This is a genomic window from Stappia sp. MMSF_3263 (assembly GCF_030733745.1).
Classification (GTDB): domain Bacteria; phylum Pseudomonadota; class Alphaproteobacteria; order Rhizobiales; family Stappiaceae; genus Stappia.
Genome location: NZ_JASHIK010000020.1, coordinates 30,151 through 55,099 on the forward strand (window position 1 = coordinate 30,151; position 24,949 = coordinate 55,099).

The following is a 24,949-nucleotide window of genomic DNA, read 5'->3' on the forward strand; positions in this document are numbered from 1 at the left end:
TCAGCGCATCTGTTCGCCCAGGAAATCGATGAAGGCCGGGTTCGTTCCATAGGCGACATTGACGCGGATCGCCGCCCGCCCCCCCGATGCGCGGTCCGGCCGGAACAGGCTGCCCGGCGCAAGGAAGATGCTGCGCTCGGCCGCCTTGCGGCAAAGCTCGAGCTCGTCGATCTCGCCGGGAAACTCCGTCCACAGGTAGAAGCCCGGCGTGACGCTTTGCCGGACTTTCAGCCCGACCGCCTCGAGCCGGGCGCAGGAGGCCTTGTGCGCCTCCTCGACCCGCGCCTTCAGCCGTCGCAGGTGCCGCAGATACTGGCCTCCCTGGATGAGGTTGAAGACGAAACGCTCGACATAGTCGGAGGTCGCCACGGTGGTCAGCATCTTGAGATTGGCGAGCGCGCCGACCAGCGAGGGATGACCGGCGACGAAGCCGCAGCGCAGGCTCGCCGAAAGGGTCTTGGAAAACGTGCCGACATAGAGAACCCGGTTGAGCTGGTCGAGGGCGGCAAGGCGCGGCAGCGTGGTCGGGACGATGTCGGCGAGCGCGTCGTTCTCGACGATCAGGAAGCCCCAGCGCTCTGCAAGCTGCATCAGCCCGAAGGCGACGGCCGGCGACAGGGTGCTGCCGGTCGGATTGTGGGCGAGCGACTGGGTGAAGAAGACCTTCGGCCGGTGCACGGCAAGGCGCGCGGCAAGATCCTCAAGGTCCGGACCGTCGGGACCACGGCGGATGCCGATCATCCGCGCCTTGGCAAGGGTCAGCTTGCCGAACAGCGGATAATAGCCAGGATCGTCGACGAAGACGGTGTCGCCCGGTTCGATCAGATGACGAATGATCAGGTCGAGGCCGTGATTGACGCCGTGCGTCAGCAGCAATCCGTCCGGCTGCACGGAGATGGAGCGTTCCAGCAGCAGCATGCGCAGCCGCTCGCGCAAGGGCGCATAACCCCAGGAACTGCCGTAGCCGAAATCGACGGCCTCCGGCTCGGCCGTCTTGAAGCCGGAGAAGTAGCGCTTGAGCTCGGAGCCTTCCGTCCAGAACGCCGGGGGGCGGCCATCGCCGGGGCGGACCTCGTAGTGCTGGTCGAGCTGCTCGCGCAACAGCGAAACGACATCGACGGCGGCCGCGACATGCGGCGCCGGCGGCACGGCACGCGGCAGTTGGAACTGGGCGACGTAGTAGCCGGAACCCGCGCGCGCCTCGAGCAGTCCTTGCGCCACGAGCTGGTCATAGGCATCGGCCATCGTGTTCTTGGAGACGCCGTGCTCGCGCGCCGCCTGGCGAACAGACGGCAGCCGTTCGCCCGGTTTGTAGGCTCCAGCTGACAAAAGACCGCTTACATGCTGGACAATCCGTCCGGCGCGAGTCACCCGTGCATTGCTAATTTTTGCGATGACTGTCCCACTCCGATTATTGGGACAGTCATCGCAAAAATGCCTGAGACTGTCCCTTGATTGTCCCAGTCTATTTTATGACAATTTACGTCGGTCGACAATCAAACCATCCCTGGGAGGAAACACATGACCGCATTGAACCGCCGCCGGTTCCTGACCGCATCGGCACTTGGTGGCGCAGCCACGCTTGCAATGCCCGCAATCGCCAATGCGCAGGACACCGTCCAATGGCGCATGCAGGCCCTCTGGGACGGTGGCACCACGCCGTTCGAGTTCGAGAAGAAGTTCGTGGAGCGCGTCGGCGAACTGACCGACGGCAAGTTCGAGATCAAGCTCTTCTCGGCCGGTCAGCTGGTTCCCGCAGCACAGGCCTTCGACGCGGTGCGCTCCGGCGCGTTCCAGATGATGAAGACCTTCGACGGCTACGAGGCGGGCAAGATCCCGGCCTTCGCCTTCACCTCGACCATCCCCTTCGGCTTCCCCGATCCGGACCAGTACGAGGCGTGGTTCTACGAGCTCGGCGGCCTCGACATGGCCCGCGAAGCCTACGGCAAGGCAGGCCTGACCTATATCGCGCCGACCGTCTATGGCGAGGAGCCGATCCACTCGACGGTGCGCATGGAAAGCATCGCCGACATGGCCGGCAAGAAGGGCCGCTTCGTCGGCCTCGCCTCCGCCGTGATGGGCGATCTGGGCGTTGCCGTGACGCCGATGGCGACCGCCGAAGTCTATTCCGGCCTGGAGAAGGGCCTGATCGACTTCGCCGACCGCGGCGACCTGACCGCCAACTACGAGGCGGGCCTCGCCGAGGTGGCCAAGTTCGTCATCCTGCCGGGCGTGCACCAGCCGACGACCGCGACCAGCTATGTCGCCAATTCGGCGGCCCATGCGGCCCTGCCGGAGAGCTTCAAGGCGGCCCTTGCCGTCGCCGCCCGCGAGATCTCGGGATCGCTGCGCCAGCGCATCATCGTGCAGAACACCCAGGTGCTCGACAAGTATCGCGAGAAGGGCGTCGAGGTGCTCCATCTCGACCAGGGCGACGTGGCCGAGGCCCGGTCGAAGGCGGTCGAATCCTGGTCCAAGGCGACCAAGGGCGATCCGCTGGCGACCAAGATCGTCGAAAGCCAGACCGCCTTCATGAAGGCGCTCGGCCTGCTCTGAGCGAACGTCTCGCGTAACACGTCGCGGGGAGCGCATGGCGCTGCCCGCCCTTTCCCGCCGCACCGGACGCGGCCAGACGGCAGCCCATGAAAACGCTCAGCTTCCTTGTCACCGGCCTCAACCGGATCCTTTTCGTCATCGCGGCCGCCATCATCTTCGCCGTCGTGCCGATGCTCCTCTATGAGGTCGTGGCGCGCTACGCCTTCGACGCCCCGACCGTCTGGGCGATGGAGGCAAGCACGCTCGTTTTCGGACCGCATTTCATGCTGGCCGGTCCCTACCTGCTGCATCTGCGCGGCCATGTCTCCGTCGACATCCTCAGCGATCGCGCTTCCGGCGTGCCCCGGCGGGTGCTGGAGATCTTCACCTTCTCGGTGATCGCGATCTTCGCCGCCGTCTTCGCCAAGGTCAGCTGGCCGCTGGCCGTGAACGCCTATGCGCTCGGCGAAACAAGTTTCTCCGCCTGGAACCCGCCGATCTGGTGGGTCAAGTTCATCGTGCCCTTCGCCTTTGTCATGCTGTTCGCCCAGGCGCTTGTCGAACTCTTCGCCCCCGCCTCGCGCGCGCCGGCCGGGGAGGCGCGGCCATGAGTTCCGAACTCGTCCTGGCGGTCATGTTCGCAAGCCTTGTCGGCCTGCTGCTGACCGGCGTGCCGCTTGCCTTCACGCTCGGCGCCCTCGCCCTTGTCTTCACCCTCACGCTGTGGGGCGAAGCGGCCCTCGCCGTCACCGTGCTCAATCTCTACGACACGATGCATTCGGAATCGCTTCTGGCGATCCCCCTCTACGTGATGATGGCAAGCGTGCTGCAACGCTCCGGCGTCATCGAGAGCCTCTACAAGGCGATGGAGCTGTGGTCGCGGCGCCTGCCCGGCGGGCTTGCTGTCGGCACCATCGCCATCTGCACCATCATCGCCGCGATGACCGGCATCGTCGGTGCCGCCGTCGCGGCCATGGGCATGCTGGCGCTGCCCTCGATGCTGAAGCGCAACTACCAGCCGGAACTCGCCATCGGCACGATCTGCGCGGGCGGCACGCTCGGCATCCTGATCCCGCCCTCGGTCATCACCATCGTCTATGCGGTGACGGCCCAGGCCTCCATCGGGCAGATGTTCATCGCAGGCGTGGTCCCCGGCCTGCTGCTGGCCTCGCTCTATATCGGCTACATCGTGCTGCGGGCCGCGCTCAACCCGGCGATCGCACCGCGCCCGGAGGAGATCGAGGACATCACCTGGGGCATCCGCATCGCGGCTCTGAAGTCGCTGGTGCTTCCCATGCTGATCATCGTCGGCGTCCTTGGCACCATCTACATGGGCATCGCCACTCCGACCGAGGCGGCCGCCGTCGGCGTGGCGCTCGCCTTCGTCTCGGCGATCATCGAACGGCGTTTCGGCTGGGAACTGATCCAGGACGTCGGGATGGATGTGGTCAAGGTGACGACGATGATCCTGTGGATCACGATCGGCGCCCGCGCCTTCGTCGCCATCTTCACCGGAACAGGGGGCGCCGACTTCCTGCTCGGCTTCATCCAGACGCTGGATGCCGACCGCTGGATCGTGCTCGCCGTGATGCTGGCCATGCTGTTCTTCCTCGGCATGTTCCTCGACGAGATCGGCATCATCCTGCTCTGCGTGCCTGTCTTCCTGCCGGTGATCGACTTCCTCGGCTTCGACAGGCTGTGGTTCGGCATCCTGTTCCTCGTCTCGGCGCAGATGGCCTACATCTCCCCACCCTTCGGCTACACGCTCTTCTACATGAAGGGCGTGCTGCCCGCCGGCATCGGCATGGGCACCGTCTACCGCGCGATCATCCCCTTCATGCTGCTCCAGGCATTGGGGATCCTGATCTGCGCACTCTTCCCGGAGCTGGTGCTCTGGCTTCCCAACTCCATGATCAACTAACAGGACACATGATGAGCGACGCCCGATCGTCCCGTATCGAAGGCCTCCACAAGATGGCGCCGGAGGCCCGCCTCCAGGCCGTGGCCCGGCAGGCAGGCCTTGGCAACGCGGCCATCGCCAGCCTTTCCGCCGCCGCGCAAGGGCAGATCGAACTGGCCGACCGGCTGGTCGAGAACGCCATTTCGGCCATGTCCATTCCGGTCGGCATCGCCACCAACATGCTCGTCGACGGACATGAGGTCCTGGTGCCGATGGCAACGGAAGAGTCTTCCGTCATTGCCGCCGTGTGCAACGCGGCCAAACGCTGCCGGCCGACCGGGGGCTTCTTCACCTCCTCCTCCGGCCCGGTGATGGCCGCGCAGATCCAGCTGCTGGGTGCGAGCGACCCGGAAAACGTCCGCCTCAAGGTCTATGAGCGGATGGACAAGATCCGCGCCATCTGCGACGAGACCGACCCGCTGCTGGTCAAGTTCGGCGGCGGCTTCCGCGATCTCGACATCCGCGTCATCGAGACGGACGAAGGCCCGATGACCATCGTCCACATCATCGTCGATACGCGCGATGCCATGGGCGCCAACGCCGTCAACAGCATGGCCGAGGCGTTGGCGCCAAGGCTCGTCGAGTGGACCGGCGCGCGCAGCCTGCTGCGCATCCTGACCAACCTTGCCGACCGGCGCGTGGTGCGTGCCCGGGCCGTGTGGCCGCTCGCCGAGATCGGCGGCGAACAGGTGCGCGACGACATGCTCTCGGCCTATCGCTTCGCGGATGCCGATCCCTATCGTGCCGCCACCCACAACAAGGGCATCATGAACGGCGTCAGCGCCGTCGTGCTGGCGACCGGCAACGACACCCGCGCCATCGAGGCCGGCGCCCATGCCTTCGCGGCGAAGGATGGTCACTATCGCTCGATGTCGCGCTGGGAAGCGGATGGCGACGGCAATCTGGTGGGCATCCTCGAAATGCCGATGGCCGTCGGACTGATCGGCGGCGCGACAAAGGTTCACCCGACCGCGCAGGCCAACCTGGAGATCCTTGGTGTCAAGACGGCCGATGCGCTCGCCCGCATCATCGTTTCCATCGGCCTTGCCCAGAACTTCGCGGCGATGCGCGCGCTGGCGACGACCGGCATCCAGAAAGGCCACATGGCGCTTCATGCCCAGAACGTCGCACTGGCGATTGGCGCCGTCGGCGCGGAGATCGATCAGGTGGCGAACGAACTCAAGGCGCTCGGCAAGGTGCGTCAGGATCTCGCCGAGGAAATCCTCGCACGGCTTCGCGCCGGCAAGTAAGCCGGAACTGCGAGAAGACAAGGATGAGCGAGCACGTCACCATCGTCGAAGTCGGCCCGCGCGACGGGCTGCAGGCCCGCAAGGATCCCGTCGCGACGGCGGCGCGCATCGGCCTCGTCGAGCATCTGCGCCGCGCCGGCGCGAGACGCATCGAGGTCGGCGCCTTCGTCGCCCCGGACCGGGTGCCGCGCATGGCCGACACGGCCGAGGTGATGGCGGCCGTCGGCTCACGCGAACGGGACGGCGACATGGTGCTTGTCGCCAACCGGCGCGGCCTCGACCAAGCCATGGAAAACGGCGCGCGCGCCATCGCGGTCTTCACCGCCGCAAGCGATGCCTTTGCCGAAAAGAACATCGGGCGCGCGGTCGCAGCCTCGCTGGAACGCTTCTCCCCCCTGGTCACGGCGGCACGGGAGGCGGGTGTCTTCGTGCGCGGATACATCTCCACGATCACCGACTGTCCCTATTCTGGCGAGGTCCCCCCCGGCGACGTCGCCCCGGTGGCGCGCGCCCTCTTCGAGATGGGATGCGATGAAATCGCGCTCGGCGAAACGCTCGGCAAGGCAACACCGCGCCGGATCGCGGCCGTTGTCGGGGCGGTCGCCCGGCACGTTCCGCTGGACGCATTGGCCGCACATTTCCACGACACCTACGGCATGGGCATCGCCAATGTCGCGGAGGCGCTGCGCCTCGGCATCCGTACGGTCGATGCGGCCGCCGGCGGGCTCGGCGGCTGCCCCTTCGCACCCGGTGCCAGCGGCAATGTCGCCACGGAAGACGTGCTCTTCATGCTCGAAGGCGAAGGCTACACGACGGACCTGTCGCTCGAACAACTGCTCGACGCGGTCGCCTTCATCGAGCACGACATGGACATCCGCCCGACCAGCCGCGTCTACAAGGCCCGTCGCGGCGGCTGAGAGTATCGAGCTGCCCGGCGCACTGCCATGACGGCGTCAGGTCATGATGGCGGAGCCCGCCCCCACCTTGCGCGCGGCGTCCAGTGCATGGGTGGCGATGGCGGTGTCCTGCGCGCCGGTGCCGGTCAGGTCGCAGATCGTGACCTGATCGTCGGATGTGCGTCCCGTCTGCCGGCCGGTGACGATCTCGCCAAGCTCCGGCGGCGTGCCGCCGCGCCACACACCGGCGGCAAGCGCGGCACGCAGTTCGCCCATCAGCTCGCACTGGCTGACCCGGTCGCAGACATAGAGATCGGCCGCGGCGAGTGCCGCCGCCTCGATCTCGTTCTTGCCCGACTGGTCCGAGCCCATTGCCGTGATGTGCAGACCCGGATGCAGCCATTCGGCCTTGAGCACGGGATCTTCGGCCGGCGTCGTTGTCACGACCAACTGGCTCCGCGCCAAAGCCTGGGCCGGATCCGCGACGGCCTCGGCCTCGATCTTCAACCGGTCGGCGATGTCGGCGGCGCAGGCCTGTGCCTTGGCCATGTCGCGCCCCCAGACGAGAACGCGGGAGAACGGCCGCACCAGATGGGCCGCCTCGATCTGAAGCCGCGCCTGGATGCCGGTGCCGATGACGCCGGCGGTCTCGACCGTCGACGGGGCAAGGTGGCGCGCCGCAACGGCGCCGGCGGCAGCGGTGCGCACGTCGGTCAGGTAGCCGTTGTCGAGCAGCAGGGCCTCGACCAGGCCGGTTTGGGCCGAAAACAGGATCATCAACCCGTTGAGGCTCGGCAGGCCGAGCTTCGGATTGTCGAAGAAGCCGGGGCTGACCTTGATCGCGAAGCCGTCGAAGCCGGGGATATAAGCGGTCTTCACATCGACCTCCCCGTTGGCCTGCGGGATCGCCATCGACAGGATCGGCGGCATGATGACGCTGCCGGAGGCAAGGGCGGCGAACGCGCGTTCCACCACGTCAATGGCCGGAGGGCCGAGCTTGACCAGTCCGCGCAGTTCCGTCGCGGTCAGGATGGTCACCTCATGCGCCATAGCTGCGTCCCTTTACCTCAACATCGCCCAATCTGACATCGCGCCCCGCGACGACGTCGGTGAAGCTGGTCATGTCGACATTGCGCCCTGTCAGGATGGTGGCCACCGGCCCCTTGAAGGCCGGCAGTTTGCCGGCCTGCATCGCTGCAATGCCGACAACGCTGGCGCCTTCGGCCACCATGCGGTCCTCAAAGTAGAGCGTCTGCATCGCGCCGTAGATCTCGTCCTCGGTCACAAGGACATAGTCGTCGAGAAGGTCGCGGCACATGGCGAAGGTCAGCCGGTTCTCAAGCCCGATGCCGCCGCCAAGCGAGTCGGCAAGGCTTGCCACCTCCTCCACCTCGACCGGCCGGCCGGCGCGGACGGACGCGTACATGGCCGCGCCCCTGTCCATGGTAACGCCGATGACCTTGATGGACGGCTTGACAGCTTTCGCCGCCAGCGCAACGCCCGCCGCCAGCCCGCCGCCGGACAGCGGCACAAGGATCGCCGCAAGGTCGGGCCTGTCCTCCAGCATCTCCAGACCGATGGTGCCCTGCCCCGCGATCACCAGAGGGTCATCGAAAGGCGATATCTCGGCCAGCCCCTCCTCTCGCGCCAGCCGCCGGCTCTCAGCATGCGCGTCGTCCTGGCTGCGGCCGGCAATGCGCACCTCCGCCCCCAGGGCGTGGATCCCCTCGACCTTGGCCTGCGGAACGAGCGAGGACATGCAAATGACGGCTCTCAACCCCTTCGCCCGCGCCGCATAGGCAACGCCCCGGCCATGATTGCCGGTGGAGCAACAGGTGACGCCGGGCGCGTCAGCGGGAACCGCCGCGACCGCGTTGAGCGCGCCGCGCAGCTTGAACGCGCCGATCGGCTGCGTCGTCTCCAGCTTCAGCAGGAACTCGTTGCCCGAAATGGCGCCCACATGCAGCGAGGGCACCAAAGGCGTGCGTGCGGCCACGCCGGCGATTGTCGCCCGCGCCGCCAGGATGTCGGCAAGATCGATGGTCAACCCGCCTCCTTCACCGCGCTCAGGAACTGCTGGGTGCGCTCCTTCTGCGGGTTGCCGAACAACTCGTCCGGGGTGCCCTGCTCCTCGATGCGGCCGCCATAGAAGAAGCAGACGCGGTCGGAAATGTCCTTGGCGAAACCCATCTGGTGCGTGACCATCAGCATGGTCAGGTTGTGCTCGGAAACGAGCTTGCGGATCACCGTGGTGACCTCGCCGATGACTTCCGGGTCGAGCGCCGAAGTCACCTCGTCGAACAGCATGACCTTCGGGCGCATGGCGAGCGCGCGGGCGATAGCGACACGCTGCTGCTGGCCGCCGGACAGGCGCGAGGGATGCTGGTCGCGCTTTTCCGCCATGCCGACCATCGCCAGAAGCTCCTCGGCCCGCTCCCGCGCGTCCTGCTTCGACAGGCCGAGCACGTGCACGGGACCTTCCATGCAGTTTTCCAGCGCCGTCATGTGCGGAAAGAGGTTGAAGTGCTGGAAGCACATGCCGATCTTCGAGCGCATCTGACGCATGTGCCGGTTGTTGGCGCGAACCAGCCTGCCGCCTTCCGGCATGTGGGTCAGCGGCTCGCCATCGACATAGATGACGCCGCCATTGATGGTCTCCAGCGTCATCAGCATGCGCAGGACCGTCGTCTTGCCCGATCCGGACGGGCCGATGACCGTCACCATCTCGCCCTCGGCAACATCGAGATCGAGAGAATCGAGCACCACGAGGCTGCCATAGGACTTGGTGACCTTCCTGAAGCTCACCATCGGGGTCGGGTCGCCCTCCAGCGTGAGGGGAAAGCCGGATACGTCTCTGGTGTCCATCAGCTCAATCCGAGTTTGCGGCGCACCCAGGCTTCGAAAAACCGGACCGCTGCCGCCGTTGGTAGCGAGATGCAAAGGAAGATGATGCCGACGAGCGTGAAGGGCTCGAGGAAGCGGTAGGTCTCGGAGCCGATGGCATTGGCCGTGTGCATCAGCTCCGCCACGCCGATGACCGAGAGCATCGGCGTGTCCTTGAAGATGCCGACCAGGTAGTTGCCCATGCCCGCCAGAGACGGTGGCAGCGCTTGCGGAAGGATGACGCGGAAATAGGTGCGCGGCATCGACAGGTTGAGCGATTTCGCCGCCTCCCACTGTCCCTTCGGTACGCATTCCAGGCCGCCGCGATAGACCTCGGACAGGTACGCGGCATAGTGCAGCCCGATGGCGATCATTCCGGCTGTCCAGGGCGACAGGCGGATGCCGAATTGCGGCCCGACATAGAAGACGAAGAAGATCTGCAGCACCAGGGGCGTCGAGCGTACGAACTCGACCGCCTCGCGCACGGCCATGGTCAGCGGCCTGAACGGAGTGCGTTGCGCCAGTGCGAGCACAAGGCCGAGCACGACGGCGATGGCATAGCCGAGGCCGGCCGCCAGCAGCGTGTTGCCGGTGGCAACGATCAGCCGGGGCAGGATCTCGAAGGTGAAGTCCCAGCGCCAGTCGAACATGGCTCAGGCCCTCCCCATCTTGCGCATCATGAACCGTTCGAGCCAGCGCATGAACGGCGTGATCATGAAACGCGCCAGCACGTAGTAGATGATGAGCGCGGTGCCGAAGGCCTCCGCCGACATGAAGGTCGTGCCGTTGATCTGCTTCACCTGGAACATCAGGTCGGCGACGGAGATCAGTGCGACAAGCGCGGTACCCTTGAGAAGCTCGATCAGAAGATTGCCCCAGGACGGCAGCATGATGAGCACCGCCTGCGGCAGGATCACCCGGCGCATGCGCTTGGCCGGCGACATGTTGAGCGCCAGCGCCGCCTCCCACTGCCCCTTCGGCACCGACAGGATCGCACCGCGCACGAGCTCCGCGCCATAGGCGCCGAGATTCATGCCGACGGCAACGAAACCGGCCGTGAACTTCTCCAGCGTGATGCCGAAGAGCGGCAGGACGAAGAAGATCCAGTAGAGCTGCACGAGCAGCGAGGTGCCGCGGAAGATCTCGATATAGACCATCGCAACGCCGCGGACCGCGAAATTGGGCGCCATCCGTATGAGACCGGCGGCAACGGCAATCGCCACGGCCAGCAGCGCGGCAAGGACCGTCAGCGCCATGGTGATGAACGTGCCGCTGACGATCCGGTCGCTATACTGACTGAGAAACTCGAAATAGGACATGCCGCTCAGACCTTGCTCAAGGCCACGAAGGCGAGGCAGGCATCGCCCGCTCAGGCATCGGGGAAGGAAGGCGGGCCGGACGAGCCGGTCCGCCCTTCGTCATTGTCAGCGGTTGGCGCAGACCCATTCGGTGGTCTTGTCACCGGGAAGCGAGCCCTTGCCGTAGCCATACTCCGCGACCGCGGCGAGCATTTCCTCGGACCCGATATACTCGGCCTGCGCCGCGTTGAACTTGGCGAGGAAAGCCTCGTCAGCCTTGCGGAAACCGATGCCGGCCCAGTTGAAGGAGTCCTCCGGCATGGCGTCGGGATCGGAGGCCTCGACGGCACCGTTCGAGCTGTCGGCCAGTTGCGTCATGGTGAAGTAGGTGCCGGCGCCGGCATCGGCACGGCCCGCGCGCACGGCGGCCAGGATCTCGGTCGGTCCAGGCACTTGCATGATGTTGGCCTCGGGTACGCCGGCGGCCTTGGCGGCCTCGATGTTGGAATAGCCGGCACCGGTGACCATCACCGCATTGCTCTCGACGAGGCTTGCGTAGTCGCTGATGTTCTTGGGGTTGCCGGGCGCCAAGATGAAGCCGTCCCCGACCTTCGCCATCGGCTCGGAAAAGGCGATGTTCTCGCAGCGGCTCGCCAGGATGTTCATGCCGCCGGTGACGATGTCGAAGCGGTTGGCGTTGAGGCCGGGAATGAGCCCGCCCCACTCCGTCTGGACCGGCTCGATCTTCTCGAAGCCCATCTTCTTCAGAACGCCGATCGTAAAGGCGTTGACGAAGCCCTTGGGGCTGCCGTCGTCGCCCGGATAGGCGAACGGAATCTCGTTTGCAAAACCGATGCGGATCGGCTCGCCTTTCTCGGCACGTTCCAGCAGGGACTGCGCGCTGGCGGCACCTGCAAAACCGTACGCGAACATGGCCACGCCGAGCGTGGCAAGACCCTTGAAGATTGCGCTTTTCATGAGGCTGCTCCTGTGTTCCACCAGTTCCTGTATTCTTATGTTGTGCACAACATCACGCTGCCTCAGACTGTGTCAATGGAATTTAGCGGAAATCCGGAGAGCATTCGTCATCCACCCTGCAGAACGCAGCAAAGATGTATACATTGAAGGATGACACGCCCCCGTCGTCGGCGCGCAAGGAGGCCGTCTCGCTGTCGCGGGGGCCGACGTGGCTTCCAGTGCCGGGATCTTGCCGTTCGCCTGATAATGCCGGACAAGCTGCGGCGCCGACACAGCGCGGGAGAGACGCCATTGAACCGGGATGGAGATAGCCGATGACGGAAAAACGCGCGGCCGCGGGACCCGCCGACGAAGGCGCGAGGGGCCGATTCGAACGCATCTACCAGACCCTGCGGACGCGCATCTGCCTGCTTGACTACGCGCCGGGCAGTCGCCTGCGCGAGGAAGACCTGGCGGACGAGTTCAACGTGTCACGGACACCGATACGGCGCGTTCTCGTCAAGCTGGAGGCGGAGGGCCTGTTGCGGTCCATGCATGGCGTCGGCACGATCGTCACCGACATCGACGTCAACGAACTGGCGCAAGTCTACGAGTTGCGCGTCGAACTGGCAGAACTCATCGGCAAGCTGTCGCCGGCCGTTGTCGACGAAGCGCTGGTGGCGCGGTTCCGCGACATCCGGGCGCGTTGCGACCGGATGGTCGCCGACGGCGATCCGCGTTCGTTCTCACGGATCAACATGGAGTTCTTCCATCTCTTCACCACTTTGACGACCAACGAACCCCTGCGCGAAATCAGCGAACGGCTCTACTATCAGACGGCCCGGATCTGGCTGAAGACGGCTTCGCGCCTCAGGAACTTCGACGAACTGATCAACAACGAATTCGTGACCTTCCAGCGCGAGGTTGCCGACATAACCGAAGCGGTCGGCCACGGCGACCTGATCGCCGCCGGCCATGTCAGACGCGCGCATATCGCCATGAGCTTCAGCAGGATCCGCAAGGCAACCCTGTCCGCCGATCATGCCGCCGCCGCGGACAGCGAATAGCAAGACGCCGACCAGGGTTGGTCCGGCCGGCCGGGACCGCCAGCAAGACGGGTGGGCCTCTCCCCTACCCGTGTTTCAGCGCCAGCCTTGCCAGCCTGTCCAGCGACTGCAGGAAGCGGGACCGGTCGGCCTGGGAAAAGGCCCGACCACCGCCCTGGTGAAACGGGTCCGCGGCGCGGATGTCCTGCATCAGGTCGCGGGTCGCCAGGCGCCCGCCGATATTGGAGAGGGTCAGGATCTGCCCGTCGTGCTGCAACACATGCGAGCCGGCCTTCAGGCATCGGTCCGCAAGCGGAATGTCCGCGGTGACCACGACGTCCCCCGGACCGCAATGATCGGCGATCCACTTGTCGGCCACGTCCGGCCCCTCGGCAACGACCCTGAGCGAGACAAGCGGGTTTCTCGAGGGCCGTATCCCGCCGTTGCAGACCAGCACCACGGGGATTTCCAATCTCGTCGCCACGCGCTCCACCTCGGACTTGACCGGGCATGCATCGGCATCGACATAGAGCGTGGTCACTTCGCGAGATCCTCGTATTGGCTGGCGCAGGTCAGGTTCTGCGAACCTCCTCCATCGGGCTGAATTCTTCAACCCGGCCCGGAAGCGTCATATGCCGACGCCGGGCCTGCCTCGGCCTTGGTCCGACCGGACCGCCTCGCCACCACCCAGAACGCGCCAACCAGGCCGAACGGCGTATCCCCGTTGCAGCACGGGAAGACGGCGGCACAGCGGGCCAATGCGGAGAAAGGGTTACAATTTCAGCAGAAGCAGTGGTGCCCAGGGCCGGAATCGAACCAGCGACACGCGGATTTTCAATCCGCTGCTCTACCAACTGAGCTACCTGGGCCCGGGCGGTTCGCGATCATGCGCGACGCCTCGAAGTGCCGGTCTTATAGAGGCTCGTTCCCGGCCTGTCCAGCGACAGCTTGCAAGTTTTGCACAAGCCCTGTTTGAAAGCCGGCGCAGGCTGCCGGCCATGCTGCACCACCTTGGAAAGGAACGGGTTTCGGTGCGCGGCCGGTCTTCTACTGCTGGCCGACGACGACGCCGGTCGCCGTGTAGGTGCCGGTCGGATTGCTCAGCCCGAAGCTGCCGACCACGCCCTGCGCCGGGCCCGCGGGACCGCGCACGAAAGCGCCGGTCAACGTGCCGGAAATATCGCCCTCCACCTCGGCGATGGCACCGCCGAAGTGATTGAGCGAAGTGGCAAGCCCGGCCGGCCCGGCGATCGTCCCGCCGACATTCACGCCGTCGAAACCGGTGATGCTGGCCGAGCCGACCCGCGAGCCGAAATTGTAGGTCATGTTGAAATTGCCGGCCGCCAGATACTGGGCCTGGCCGCCCTCGGTGCTGCGCGCGACATTGCCGACCGCATGTCCCGAGTAGGAGGCAGAGCCGGTCATTGGCAACTCGCCGAAGGTGGAAACGTCCCCGGCCGCCCAGGTGCCCAGATGCACGATGTCGTTGCGCTGAGCGCCCGGCCCCGTCGCCGTGGTGTCCTCGCCGGCGAACCGGGTGCCCCAATACCCCCATTCGAGAAAGGCGCAGGTACAGCGCGCAACGTCGGTGAACAGGGCGTCGTCGGCGCCGCCGACCAGTGTCGAGGGCACCATGAAGCTGCGCGGATTGCTGTCCGGCACCAGCACCTCCTCCGCATCGGTGATGGCGAAGGTTTCGCCGAAATTGTGGGTCAGGGCGTAGGTCCCGTCATCGATCAACGCCGACTGGCCGCTGGGGCCAGTGGTGAACAGGCTGTCGCCGAAGCCGAGCACAAGGCCGGCGAGATGCGGATCCCGTCCCAATACGTCGGCAACCGACATGCCGGCGCCGATCGAATTCGAGGTCGCGTCGAATACCATGACGAGCGCGTCGGGCGTCACCGACCAGAACGGAGTGGCCGCCCCGCCATGGGAGCCCGCCTCCACCATGCCCGAGGCAAAGCCGTTCAGGACACGGGAGGTGCGCGAATATTCGGAGATCGGCGTCGCCGACTGGAGCTGCGCCACGTGCAGATAACCGGCCACCTGCTCGCCCGGGCTGTCATAGGGCGAGGGAGGAACGGCCGAGACATCGTGGCCCACATCCCGCGTATCGAGCCCGTAGCCAAGGACGAAGGTCTCCGCGTCGGGGCCGAAGACATGGCTGCCGTCCGCGGCCGCAACGGAGCTGACGGGGCCGGCGAATGAGACCGAAGGACCATCCGCCGACGCCCGGTATCCACCACGGCGCGGGCCGCCGACAACAAAGCCGCTGGTCTCGTCTTCGTGGATCCGTCCCACTGACAGGGAGATGGCCGAGGACTGGGACATGCCGCTGCCCTCGATGTTCATCGAGGCAACAAGGAAGCGCGGGTCATCGGCAATCAGGTCGTCACCCGCCACCAGCAGCAGGTCACTGGTGCGAACATTTGCCAGAAAAGCCGACCCGAGCGCGTCCGCCGCAAGCGGATTGAGGAAGTAAAGGTCATGGCCAGCGCCAAGCCGAGCGGTGTGGACCGGGTCGGCGGACAGCCTGTAGCGACGCACCTGGGCATCGTTGTTGGCCCGCACCGCGGCCGGGTCGGTGCGGGTGCCCCAAAAGCCGAAGACCGGCTGGCCGGTCGCCAGAACCGGCGTCGATCCGCCCTCGAACGCGCTTAGAAGCGAAGCCGAAATCTCCTCGAAATAGGTGAAGGCGACGAAATGGTCGCCGCTCCTGTGAACGGTCCCCACCACGACGCGATCGCCGCTCGTCACCACCCGGAAAGCCGCCTCGTCACCGCTTGGCAAGGGTATGGCGAGCGTCTCTCCGTCGATCGTTCCGGTGATCTGCGTCCCCTCCTCCCCGACGGTGAAGACAACCTCACGGTCCGCGACGGTGCTGCCGCCAAGCAGGCCCTGGGCACCGGGATCGGTCACGGAAAACGTCTCGGAGGCGGGAGTGTAGGATGTGCCGGCCGAGAGCACGCGAACGCGCACGGTCGACCCGTCGACCGGCGTGTCGGTCCGCCGCACGATGTCGTTGTTGGCGCCCCGGTTGATCACATTGGTGACATGCCCGCTTTCGTTGATGTTGGTCGAGCGCACCACCTGCGGCTTCGGCCGCGGCGCGACATTGGTCGTCCGTCGCCCGGAATTCGCCCTGCCCACCGGAGAGCGGGAGACCTTCTGGTCGGTCGGCGGGGTCGGGGCTCCGCCCGACTGCCCCGGCGAACCGGACAGCCCGCGTTGCACGCCGCCGATATCCGCCTGCGTGGTGCGACGGACGACAGGACGCTCCAGGCCGCCCGACAACGCCGCGGCAACCGAGAGCGTATAACCGCGCTCGTAGATGCGGCTCTGCTTGCCGTTCTTGCCGATGAAACTCAGTTCGTCACCGAAAAGCAGCGAGAACCGGCTTTCCTCTCCCTGCACGTTGAGATTGGCGATGCCGCCGCGGATGCCAATCGTGCCGACGGGGGTCTTGACGGTGACGCCGCCCGGGTTCTTGCTCAGTTTGCCGCCGACAAAGCGGGCGACGCCCTTGCCGAACGAGGCGACGAGACGACCGGTTCCCGCATCCGGATCGTAGACGAATTCATCGATCACCAGATCGGAATTGGCGCCCACCGTAAAGGTCGATCCGTCGACCAGCAGGATTTGCACGAGCCCGTCGCCGCGGGTCTCGATGCGCTCGCGAAAGATCAGGTTGTCGCCAAGGATGACCGTGCGCGCCGATGCGCCTGGCGGGGTTCGCGAGGCGTCCTGGTTGACCGCGGCGGCAACGCCCACCCGCTCGCCGGCACCGAAAGCGGGCGGGACGAGCAGCAATGCCATGCCGGCGATGCCGGCAGCGCCGAGTTGCTTGTGCATGTCAGGCTCCTCGCTCCGACAGCCGATAACAGGTCTTAAAACGCCTTGACGACGCTCAGCGTCACGGACGCGTTGGAATAGTCACGCGTCTGGTAATTGGATTGCATCCGCCGGAACTCGGCCGACAGGGCAAGCGCGAAATCCGCGCGCAACGGCACCGTCAGCCCGCTTCGGAGCCAGAACTCGTTGTCCCGCTGGCTTTCGGTGAAGCTGACGGCCGGGTCGGGCCGGTCGTACTGCCGGCGAATATAGCCCGCATCCCAGTCCAGCGACCAGGGCGCCTCGATCATCTCGACCGGCGAGGCAAAACGATAGGTGGCGCCGATACCGGCTCCTAGCTCCCAGCTCTGCTCGAAGCGGGCTGCCGCGTTCTCGTAATCACCGAGCACGGTGAGACGCGCCGACCAGTTGTTCGTCAACTGATAGCTGTGGGCCGCCTCCGCCAGGATCTGATACCCGTTGCGGTTGCTCACTGTCGGGTAGACCGCGCTGTCGCGGAACCAGCGGTAGCGGTATTCGAGCTTTGCGGTCAGCGCGGAGCGCAGGCTCGGCTGGACGGCGACGCGAGCGCCAAGGCCGGTGGCGCCGGAATAGTTCGTGTCATCGAGGCGCACGCCGGAGAGAATGCCGTAGACGCCGAACCGTGCATTGTCGATGTCGAACCGCGCAAGGTTGAAGGAAGGACCAAAGGTCAGCTCCGCCAGTTCGCTGTTCAGCCGGGCACTGTCGAAATAGCGGCCGCCATAGAAAAGCAGGTCCGCTTCCAGCAGATCGCCCTGGGTGCCAAGGTCATAGGCGGCATGGATATTGCCGGCGATGAACACGTTCCAGTCGGCACGGCCGACAGCCGTATCATCCAGCAGGAAATTCACACCGTTGAGCGTCACCTGCCGTCCACCGGGGCCGGCATTGGCATTGGACTGCCAGCGCAGGCCCGAAACCACCGTGGCCGAGAACTTCGTCGGCTCCTCGGCATTGTCGATCGCCGCCAGGAAGGTCTGCACCCGCTGTTCGACTTCGGCGGGAACGTCGGGCGCTTGCAGGGCCGCCTCGAAATAGGAGCGCGCTGCGTCGAAGGACCCCAGCCGGTAATAGAGAACGCCGAGTTCGAGCTGGATACGCGGCAGGCCCGGGGCGTAGATGAGCATGCGCTCGAAGGTCCCGATGGCCGCCTCGTAGTCGCCGATGCGGGCGGAGACGGTCGCGTACTCGAAGGCAATGTCGAGATTGGCCGGATCGCGCAGCATGGCCGCCAGAAGCTCGGTCTGGCGGGCTTTCAGCTGGTCGTCCGACACCGATGCCGCGGAAGCGGCTCCGTTCGCGGAAAACTCCGCCGATGTCGGAGCGGGCGCCTGGGCAAGCGCGTGACCAGCGAAAACGGCAACCGCCAACGCCGCACCAGCGATACGCATCACACCGCGCCGGGCAATCTGGGCCAAGCTCACGAGCCCCTCCGAGCCGAATTCATGTACAAGAACGCGGCGAGCTTACGTTAGGCGAGTTGCGAGAGTCCCGACCCTTGGTCAAACCTGCAGGAATTTCCACGGGGATGTTGCATTCATGGCACAAAAGGCGCGCGGCCAGACCGGCCGCACGCGCCAAGTGACCAAAATCCGGTCAACATCGCAAGGATGGAGCAGGCAGCGGCGCCTACTTGACCTCGCGCGACCGCTCTTCCGTGAACGGCGTGTAGCCATCCTGAAGCGCGCCGATATAGTCGGCCACCACCACTTCGAGCCCGGGTCCGAAGTCATAGGCGTTCATTCCCGCCTCGGCGAACACCTTGTAGCCGTCACCACCGCGGCGCATGTAGTCGTTGGTGGCGACACCATAGGTCTTGTCCGGATCGAGCGGCTCCCAGCCGTTCTCGCCGTTGACCTCGACCTGGATGATCCGGCCGTCACCGGGCTTGCGGGCACGGGTCCAGGAATAACGGATCCCGGCGACCTGCGGGAACCGTCCGGCCCCCTCCTCAACCTGGGAGACCCCGTTCTCCAGGGCGGCGATCACGTCCTTGCCCTTGAGCTGGAACGTTGCCAGCGCGTTCTGGAAGGGCAGCACGGTCAGCACCTCGCCCATCGTGATCTCGCCGCCCTCGATCGAGGCGCGAAGCCCGCCGCCATTCTGGATCGCGATCTGAACGCCTTGCGCCTTGGTGCGCTCGAGCATGGCGTCGGCAACGAGGTTGCCCATCGGGCATTCCCCGGCACGGCAGGTGTCACGCGAACCGTCGATCGTTCCGGTGGCACTGCCGATCACCCGGGCACGGACCTCATCAAGCGGTGCGGCAAGTTCCGCGAGCCGCGCGGCCACCGCCTTGTCGGCCGGAACCGAGGCATCGAGAAGGATCGGGTTGCCGCTGGCCGAGGTCACGTTTCCGGCATCGTCGAAAACAACCTCGATCTCGCCGAGGAACTTGCCATAGGCATAGGCTTGGACGATGGGAACCTGTTTTCCGGACGGGTTCTGGACCAGCACTGGATAAGGCCCGGCCGCTCCCTCGAACGTATTCGACAGGAGAGTGTGCGAATGGCCACCGACGATGATGTCGATCCCCGGCACGCGAGACGCAATCTCCATGTCCCGCGGCAGCCCCATATGGGTGATCGCGACGATCTTGGTGATGCCGGCGGCTTCCAGCCCCTCGACCGCGCCCTTGAGGTAGTCCTCGGCCCGCGAGAACAGGACATTGGGGCCCGGCGACGAGGTTTCCACGGTGTCCTCGGCAAGGGCGGACACGATGCCGATCCGTTCGCCGCCGACCTCCAGCACCAGCGTGCCAGGCACCTTGCCCTTCAAGGTGGGTTCGTTCTCCACGTTGATGTTGCCGGACAGAACGGGAGCGTCGACCTTGTCGATGAAGTCGGACAGCCCCTTGGGTCCGTCGTCGAACTCGTGATTGCCGACAGCCATCGCATCAAAGCCGATCATGTTCATGAACTCGGCCGCGGCGGCTCCCTTGTAGGTGGTGTAGAAGAGCGAGCCCTGAAACTGGTCGCCGGCATCCAGCGTCAGCACGTTGCGGCCGGCGGCGGACAGCGCGGCGCGGCGGTCGTCGATCTTCGCCTTGATGCGCGCGACGCCGCCGAAGCACTTCCCGTCGGCCTCGTCCTTGCTGCCGCAGGTCGAGTCGTACTTGTTGATGGCTTCCAGGCGGGAATGCAGATCATTGATATGCAGGATCGTCAGGGCATAGTCGGCCCGCGCCGTCGCCACTCCCAGAACCGCAGTACCGCCAAACCCGCAAGTCAGCGCCAAGGCGCAGGCACCCAACATTCCCAGCCGCATGTCCGTCGTCTCCCAGATCATCCCTGCCCGACCCCGCCGGGACCGTCCAGGCTACGCAAACGAGCGGACACCGGAGCCGTCGAGCCCAGCCCGCCGGCGCCAGATTGCGCGCCATGTCGCCAGGCGCAGGATATCGCCCTTGCCTGCCGAGACTGCCAGCTTGCCGGAGGGATATCAACAACTCAGGGGACCTCGGCGGTCCTGCCTGCCCGACATTCACACGCGCGAATGCGCCTGTCGTCGGATCATGACGGGCAACCCGGCCCGGTTCAGCAGTAATAGCCGCAATATTGCTTGGTTTCCTGCAGGATCACGGAATTCGCGTGATTGAGATCGAGCAAGCCGCGCGGCACGTTGCGCTGGCCCAGAACCGGTGCGGGAAACCGCGGCAGAGGCGCAGAGTCCAGGGCGGAGTTGACCTGCGAGAATTTCCGCAGCTGGCCGTTTCCGGCGCGATTGCCGGAGGGCCGATTCCCGGACAAGAGAGAGTTGACCAGCGCCAGGATCGACTTGGGCGTCCGCTGCGACGTGCCCCCGGCGCCCGAGGGCACGATGGAGAAGCCCGGCCGGTAAACCCGGGTCACCTTGCCATTGCGTCCGGTGAAGGTGAGATCCTTGCCGAAAAGGAAGGAGAAGATCGTCTGGCCGTCGCGGTCGACAAGATTGGCCATGCCGCCACGCACGCCGATCGTCCCCTGGCGGGTGTTGATGGTGACGCCGCCGCGGTTCTTGGAGATCTTGCCGCCGACATAACGCGCCACCCCGCGCCCGAAGGTCGCGACAAGCTTGCCCTGCCCCTCGGCCGGCCGGTAGACGAACTCGTCGATCACCAGGCTGGAATTCGGCCCGACCACGAAATTCGATCCGTCCGCGAGAAGCACCTGAACGAGACCCGAGGGTCCGGTCGCGATCCGCTCACGGCTGAACATCTCCTTGCCGATCCGCACGGTCTTCATCGCGCCGCCGCCAACCTGGCTTCTGGCACTCTGGTTCACGGCGCTGGCGACCCCGACACGGTCCGCCGCCGCGACACGATCGGCCTGCGCGGAAACAAGCGATCCCGCGACGAGCGCGGTGGCGAGGAGACGGGCGGAGAAGGTCATTTCAAGGCTCCTGTCGGGCGAAGTTGCCGGAACGAGTGGGCTGCCAGATCCTGAAAGTCAGCTTATCCCCGGCCCTGCTCCCTGTCGGTGATGCCGGTCACACAATGGCGATCCGTCCAAGCGTCATCGATCGGTATCCTCACGGGCATCGATCTCGGCCAGTTCCGCCAGATCTTCCGGCTCGAGCTCCACGACGGGAACGCTGTAGCCGCCGGAAAGCCAGCGATTGAGATCGACATCGGCGCAACGCGCCGAGCAGAACGGCTTGAACCGTTCGATCGAAAGCTTGTTGCAGACCGGGCACGGCCGGGCGCGAAAATCCTTTCGCGCGGACTTGCCGGACTGACCTTCCACTGGGGGCATCTGCAATTCCTGATCGTCGACAACGAGGCTGCCGGACGGCAGCCGACCTGTTCTCAGCTATACTTTAGCGTGATGCCGCCGTCGACCACCAGCGAATGACCCGTGATGTACCGCGCATCGTCGCTTGCGAGAAACAGCGCCGCGTTCGCCACGTCCCATGCATCTCCCATGTGGCCCATCGGCACCTGGCCGTCGCGCTTGCGCCACATCGCCTCGACGTCTCCATCGCCATAGACGCTGGCAAGGCCCGCGGCATGTTCGACCATCGGGGTCTTCATCAGGCCGGGCAGCACCGCGTTGACCCGGATGCCACGCGCGGCATATTCGACGGCCGTGGTGGCGGTGAGATGATTGACCGCCGCCTTGGAGGAATAATAGGTCGAATAGGCAACCCCGGTATAGCGAAGCGAGGCAATCGACGAGATGTTGACGATCGCACCGCCGCCGCCGCGCTCCATTACCGGGATGGCGTGCTTCATGGCGAGGAAGACGCTCTTCAGGTTGACCGCATGGACCCGGTCCCATTCGGCCTCGTCGAGCTCGACGACACCGCCGACCTCGGCAATGCCGACATTGTTGTCGAGCACCTGCAGCCCTCCGAAACGGTCGACGGCAAGCTGGACGGCGGCCGCGACCTGCGCGCTCTTGGTGGCATCGCAGGCGATGGCGACCGCCTCTCCGCCCTCGCTCTCGATCAGGGCCCGCGTTTCCTCGGCCGCCGCCGCACTGATATCGGCGCAGACCACCCGGGCGCCTTCGCGGGCAAAGAGCACGGCCGTCGCCTTGCCGTTACCCCAGCCGGGTCCGACGGACCCCGCCCCGATGACGAGCGCCACCTTGCCTGCCAAACGTCCGCTCATTCCGTTCCCCCCACTTGCGAACCGCCCCGCTCCGCCACGCGGCGCGCGTCCCTGGAGCGCAGTTCCGTCTTCAGGATCTTGCCGTAGTTGTTCTTGGGCAGCGTCTCGATCCGGACATAGTCCTTGGGGCGCTTGAACCGGGCTATTCGCTCCAGACACAGCGTGTCTAGGTCGCGCGGCTCGGCCTCGCCCGCGTAATAGGCAACGACGCTTTCGCCCCATTCCGCATCGGGGCGCCCGATCACCGAGACCTCGCGCACGCCCGGATGGGTCAGGAGCACTTCCTCCACCTCACGCGGATAGATGTTCGTGCCGCCGGAAATGATGACGTCCTTGGAACGGTCCTTCAGCGTCAGGTAGCCGTCTGCGTCGAACATACCGACATCGCCGGTGTGCAGCCAGCCCCCGGCAAGCGCGTCCGCGGAGGCCTCGGGATTGTTCCAGTAGCCGAGCATCACCGTGTCGCCGCGCACAAGGATCTCGCCGCTTTCCCCGTGCGGCCCATGTGCGCCGTCGATGCGCACCTCGACGGCCGAGTTGGCGATCCCGGCGGTGCCCAGCCGCTGTTCCCATTGCGGATGATCGCGATCGGCGATGTCGGCCTTCGACAGCACCGTCGTGGTCATCGGTGTTTCGCCCTGTCCGTAGATCTGGGCAAAGCGCGGACCGAAACGGTCGACCGCCCGGATCGCGTCCGCCACATGCATCGGCGCGCCGCCCCAGATGAACGTGCGGATGTTGTCCGCTTCGGCCTCCATCTGGCATTCGGTCAGCCGCTTGATCATCGTGGGCGCGGCAAACATCGACAGACGCTGCGTGCGGGCAACGATGCCCAGTACTTCGTCAGGCTCGAAACTGCCCGACGCGGCGACGGCATTCACGCCAAAGCGCATGACATGGGCCATGGCATAAAGGCCCGAGCCGTGGCTCATGGGTGCCGCGTGAAGCAGCGTGTCGCCGGGTTCGGTGGGATCGACATCAGTCAGATAGGCGTAGCTCATCGCCGCCAGGTTGCGATGGCTGAGCATCGCGCCCTTCGGCCGGCCGGTGGTTCCGGAGGTGTAGAAGAGCCATGCAAGCCCGTCCGGCGCCACATCGGCCAGCAGCAACGGATCGGACGCGACCAGCGTCCAGAAGGCGGGACTGCCGAGCACAACGATGTCGCGCAGTGCCTCCGGGGCATGGGCGGCAATCTCCGCCTCCATGCCTTCGCTTGCGAAAACCAGACGCGCACCGCTGTTCTCGAGGATCCAACCGATCTCGGCGCCATGCAGCTTGGCATTGACCGGCACGGCGGCAAGGCCCGCCCACCAGATCGCATACAGCGCCTCAAGGTAATGGGGACCGTTCTTGGCGACAATCGCAACGCGATCACCAGCCTCAAGGCCGTAACGACCACGCAGGGCACCGGCGAGCCGGGCGGAACGGCCGGCGAAATCGCGATAGGTGGCGACGGGTTCAAACCCTCTCGCCAGGGCCGTCTGCTCAGGCCGGGACCGGCCGGCCCGCGCCAGCCAGGCAGCGAGATTCATGTGTCCTCCCACGCATCTTGTCGTTCTTGCCAGGTCACGCGGACGCATGCCCTTGCGCATTTATCGCAGGGAAGAGACGACAAGGCCAAGCCGAAAACAACAAAAGGGAGGGCGTCAGGGACGGATCCGCGCCGGGTCCTGCCATCCGTCGAGAACCGGATACTTGAGACCGGACAACATGTTGACGGTTTCATGCAGTGGCAGGCCGACAACGTTGGAATAGGAGCCGACGAGCTTCGCCACGAAGGAGCCCGCAAGCCCCTGGATGGCATAGCCGCCCGCCTTGCCGCGCCATTCACCGCTTGCCAGATAGGCTGCGATCTCGGCACGGGACAGCTTCTTGAAGCGGACACGGGTCTCGACAAGGCGCTGCCTTACGACATCCTTCGGCGCACTGACGCAAAGCGCGGTGTAGACGCGATGGCCGCGTCCCGAAAGAAGCTGCAGACAGGCCTCGGCCTGCTCACGCGTCTCCGCCTTGGGAAGAACGCGACGCCCGACCGCGACGACCGTGTCGGCGGCCAGCACGAGCCCGTCGATATTGGCTTCCACGCGGTCGGCCGCCCGCCGGGCAACCTCCGCCTTGGTGCGGGCCAGCCGCTGGGCAAGCGCCCGCGGCGTCTCGCCCTTGCGCGGGCTCTCGTCGATATCCGCCGGCAACAGGCTGTCGGGGTCGATACCGACCTGCTGCAACAGGGCCAGGCGGCGCGGCGAGCCGGAGGCGAGCACGAGTGTCGGGCGGCCGGTATCCTGCCGGCCCCTCGATGTGTCGTTCTGGTCGGGTGCGGAGGCGATCATCGGACCGCATTCTTTCTGCCGGACGGCGGGCGGTGACGAAAGATCACGCCGGCCTTACTTGAAGCGGTAGGTGATGCGACCCTTGGTCAGGTCGTAGGGCGTCATCTCGACGAGCACGCGGTCACCCGCAAGCACGCGAATGCGGTTCTTGCGCATGCGGCCGGCAGTGTGGGCAATGATTTCATGTTCGTTTTCGAGCTTGACGCGAAACGTCGCGTTGGGGAGCAGTTCCGTAACCACCCCCGGAAATTCGAGGACTTCTTCCTTGGCCATATGGATTCCTGATTAGCGAGCCAGATGTGGCGGGAACCTAGCGGATCGCATCAAG

General features: G+C 65.7%; 23 protein-coding genes and 1 tRNA gene. 6 read left to right on the forward strand and 18 right to left on the reverse strand.

The genetic code is table 11. The features are described from left to right. Nucleotides 1-1,371: a PLP-dependent aminotransferase family protein gene (locus RBB46_RS18675; protein ID WP_306030538.1), complete on the reverse strand. Its 1,371-nt coding sequence runs from the start codon at nucleotides 1,369-1,371 to the stop codon at nucleotides 1-3. A gap of 150 nt (nucleotides 1,372-1,521) precedes the next feature. Here RBB46_RS18675 and dctP point away from each other — a divergent pair, with 150 nt between their 5' ends. From dctP to RBB46_RS18700, 5 genes are all read left to right on the forward strand, one after another. Beyond that, nucleotides 1,522-2,556: a TRAP transporter substrate-binding protein DctP gene (gene dctP / locus RBB46_RS18680; protein WP_306030539.1), complete on the forward strand. Its 1,035-nt coding sequence runs from the start codon at nucleotides 1,522-1,524 to the stop codon at nucleotides 2,554-2,556. Between the two features lie 86 nt (nucleotides 2,557-2,642). Continuing rightward, nucleotides 2,643-3,146 carry a TRAP transporter small permease subunit gene (locus tag RBB46_RS18685; RefSeq protein WP_306030540.1) on the forward strand — a complete coding sequence of 168 codons (504 nt, stop codon included), beginning with the start codon at nucleotides 2,643-2,645 and terminating at the stop codon, nucleotides 3,144-3,146. Continuing rightward, nucleotides 3,143-4,456, forward strand: a complete 1,314-nt coding sequence (locus tag RBB46_RS18690; protein WP_306030541.1) for a TRAP transporter large permease subunit — start codon at nucleotides 3,143-3,145, stop codon at nucleotides 4,454-4,456. Before RBB46_RS18685 ends, RBB46_RS18690 begins: the two co-directional genes overlap by 4 nt. 11 nt (nucleotides 4,457-4,467) lie before the next feature. After that, entirely contained in the window at nucleotides 4,468-5,745 is a 1,278-nt protein-coding gene (locus tag RBB46_RS18695) for a hydroxymethylglutaryl-CoA reductase, degradative (protein WP_306030542.1), read from the forward strand. Nucleotides 5,746-5,768: 23 nt separating this feature from the next. Further along, entirely contained in the window at nucleotides 5,769-6,662 is an 894-nt protein-coding gene (locus RBB46_RS18700; protein ID WP_306030543.1) for a hydroxymethylglutaryl-CoA lyase, read from the forward strand. A 36-nt stretch (nucleotides 6,663-6,698) separates the two neighbouring features. On the opposite strand, the gene RBB46_RS18705 is transcribed toward RBB46_RS18700, so the two are convergent. From RBB46_RS18705 to ehuB, 6 genes are all read right to left on the reverse strand, one after another. Then, nucleotides 6,699-7,691: a cyclodeaminase gene (locus RBB46_RS18705; protein ID WP_306030544.1), complete on the reverse strand. Its 993-nt coding sequence runs from the start codon at nucleotides 7,689-7,691 to the stop codon at nucleotides 6,699-6,701. Further along, nucleotides 7,681-8,688, reverse strand: coding sequence for a hydroxyectoine utilization dehydratase EutB (gene eutB, locus RBB46_RS18710; RefSeq protein WP_306030545.1), 1,008 nt, complete (start codon nucleotides 8,686-8,688; stop codon nucleotides 7,681-7,683). Before eutB ends, RBB46_RS18705 begins: the two co-directional genes overlap by 11 nt. Further along, complete coding sequence (ehuA, locus tag RBB46_RS18715; RefSeq protein ID WP_306030546.1) at nucleotides 8,685-9,506, reverse strand: ectoine/hydroxyectoine ABC transporter ATP-binding protein EhuA; 822 nt, start codon at nucleotides 9,504-9,506, stop codon at nucleotides 8,685-8,687. The genes eutB and ehuA overlap by 4 nt, the downstream gene beginning before the upstream one ends. After that, entirely contained in the window at nucleotides 9,506-10,174 is a 669-nt protein-coding gene (gene ehuD / locus RBB46_RS18720) for an ectoine/hydroxyectoine ABC transporter permease subunit EhuD (RefSeq protein ID WP_306030547.1), read from the reverse strand. Before ehuD ends, ehuA begins: the two co-directional genes overlap by 1 nt. A gap of 3 nt (nucleotides 10,175-10,177) precedes the next feature. Beyond that, nucleotides 10,178-10,843, reverse strand: coding sequence for an ectoine/hydroxyectoine ABC transporter permease subunit EhuC (gene ehuC / locus RBB46_RS18725; protein ID WP_306030548.1), 666 nt, complete (start codon nucleotides 10,841-10,843; stop codon nucleotides 10,178-10,180). 105 nt (nucleotides 10,844-10,948) lie between these two features. Continuing rightward, complete coding sequence (gene ehuB, locus RBB46_RS18730; RefSeq protein WP_306030549.1) at nucleotides 10,949-11,800, reverse strand: ectoine/hydroxyectoine ABC transporter substrate-binding protein EhuB; 852 nt, start codon at nucleotides 11,798-11,800, stop codon at nucleotides 10,949-10,951. Between the two features lie 314 nt (nucleotides 11,801-12,114). Between ehuB and RBB46_RS18735 the strand changes: the two genes are divergently transcribed. Next, a complete protein-coding gene (locus tag RBB46_RS18735; RefSeq protein WP_306030550.1) occupies nucleotides 12,115-12,846 on the forward strand; it encodes a GntR family transcriptional regulator in 732 nt (243 codons plus the stop codon). Nucleotides 12,847-12,910: 64 nt separating this feature from the next. Here RBB46_RS18735 and RBB46_RS18740 read toward each other — a convergent pair whose 3' ends face one another. The 11 genes from RBB46_RS18740 to infA form a co-directional block, all read right to left on the reverse strand. Then, the gene (locus RBB46_RS18740) at nucleotides 12,911-13,366 is read right to left on the reverse strand and encodes a YaiI/YqxD family protein (RefSeq protein WP_306030551.1); all 456 of its coding nucleotides are present in this window, start codon (nucleotides 13,364-13,366) and stop codon (nucleotides 12,911-12,913) included. 252 nt (nucleotides 13,367-13,618) lie between these two features. Beyond that, a tRNA-Phe gene (locus tag RBB46_RS18745) sits at nucleotides 13,619-13,694 on the reverse strand. Between the two features lie 178 nt (nucleotides 13,695-13,872). Then, nucleotides 13,873-16,677, reverse strand: coding sequence for a FecR family protein (locus RBB46_RS18750; RefSeq protein ID WP_306030552.1), 2,805 nt, complete (start codon nucleotides 16,675-16,677; stop codon nucleotides 13,873-13,875). Between the two features lie 35 nt (nucleotides 16,678-16,712). Beyond that, nucleotides 16,713-18,122, reverse strand: coding sequence for a tetratricopeptide repeat protein (locus tag RBB46_RS18755; RefSeq protein WP_306030553.1), 1,410 nt, complete (start codon nucleotides 18,120-18,122; stop codon nucleotides 16,713-16,715). 205 nt (nucleotides 18,123-18,327) lie between these two features. Then, nucleotides 18,328-19,965, reverse strand: coding sequence for a bifunctional UDP-sugar hydrolase/5'-nucleotidase (locus RBB46_RS18760; protein WP_306030554.1), 1,638 nt, complete (start codon nucleotides 19,963-19,965; stop codon nucleotides 18,328-18,330). 269 nt (nucleotides 19,966-20,234) lie between these two features. After that, complete coding sequence (locus RBB46_RS18765; protein ID WP_306030555.1) at nucleotides 20,235-21,068, reverse strand: FecR domain-containing protein; 834 nt, start codon at nucleotides 21,066-21,068, stop codon at nucleotides 20,235-20,237. Between the two features lie 123 nt (nucleotides 21,069-21,191). After that, nucleotides 21,192-21,431 (reverse strand): DNA gyrase inhibitor YacG, encoded by a 240-nt coding sequence (locus RBB46_RS18770; RefSeq protein ID WP_306030556.1) that lies wholly within the window; start codon nucleotides 21,429-21,431, stop codon nucleotides 21,192-21,194. Nucleotides 21,432-21,484: 53 nt separating this feature from the next. Further along, nucleotides 21,485-22,291, reverse strand: a complete 807-nt coding sequence (locus tag RBB46_RS18775; RefSeq protein ID WP_306030557.1) for an SDR family NAD(P)-dependent oxidoreductase — start codon at nucleotides 22,289-22,291, stop codon at nucleotides 21,485-21,487. After that, nucleotides 22,288-23,823 carry an AMP-binding protein gene (locus RBB46_RS18780; RefSeq protein ID WP_306030558.1) on the reverse strand — a complete coding sequence of 512 codons (1,536 nt, stop codon included), beginning with the start codon at nucleotides 23,821-23,823 and terminating at the stop codon, nucleotides 22,288-22,290. Before RBB46_RS18780 ends, RBB46_RS18775 begins: the two co-directional genes overlap by 4 nt. Before the next feature lie 114 nt (nucleotides 23,824-23,937). After that, the gene (locus RBB46_RS18785; RefSeq protein ID WP_306030559.1) at nucleotides 23,938-24,621 is read right to left on the reverse strand and encodes a Maf-like protein; all 684 of its coding nucleotides are present in this window, start codon (nucleotides 24,619-24,621) and stop codon (nucleotides 23,938-23,940) included. A 54-nt stretch (nucleotides 24,622-24,675) separates the two neighbouring features. Further along, complete coding sequence (gene infA / locus RBB46_RS18790; RefSeq protein ID WP_224807306.1) at nucleotides 24,676-24,894, reverse strand: translation initiation factor IF-1; 219 nt, start codon at nucleotides 24,892-24,894, stop codon at nucleotides 24,676-24,678. Nucleotides 24,895-24,949 lie beyond the last annotated feature (55 nt).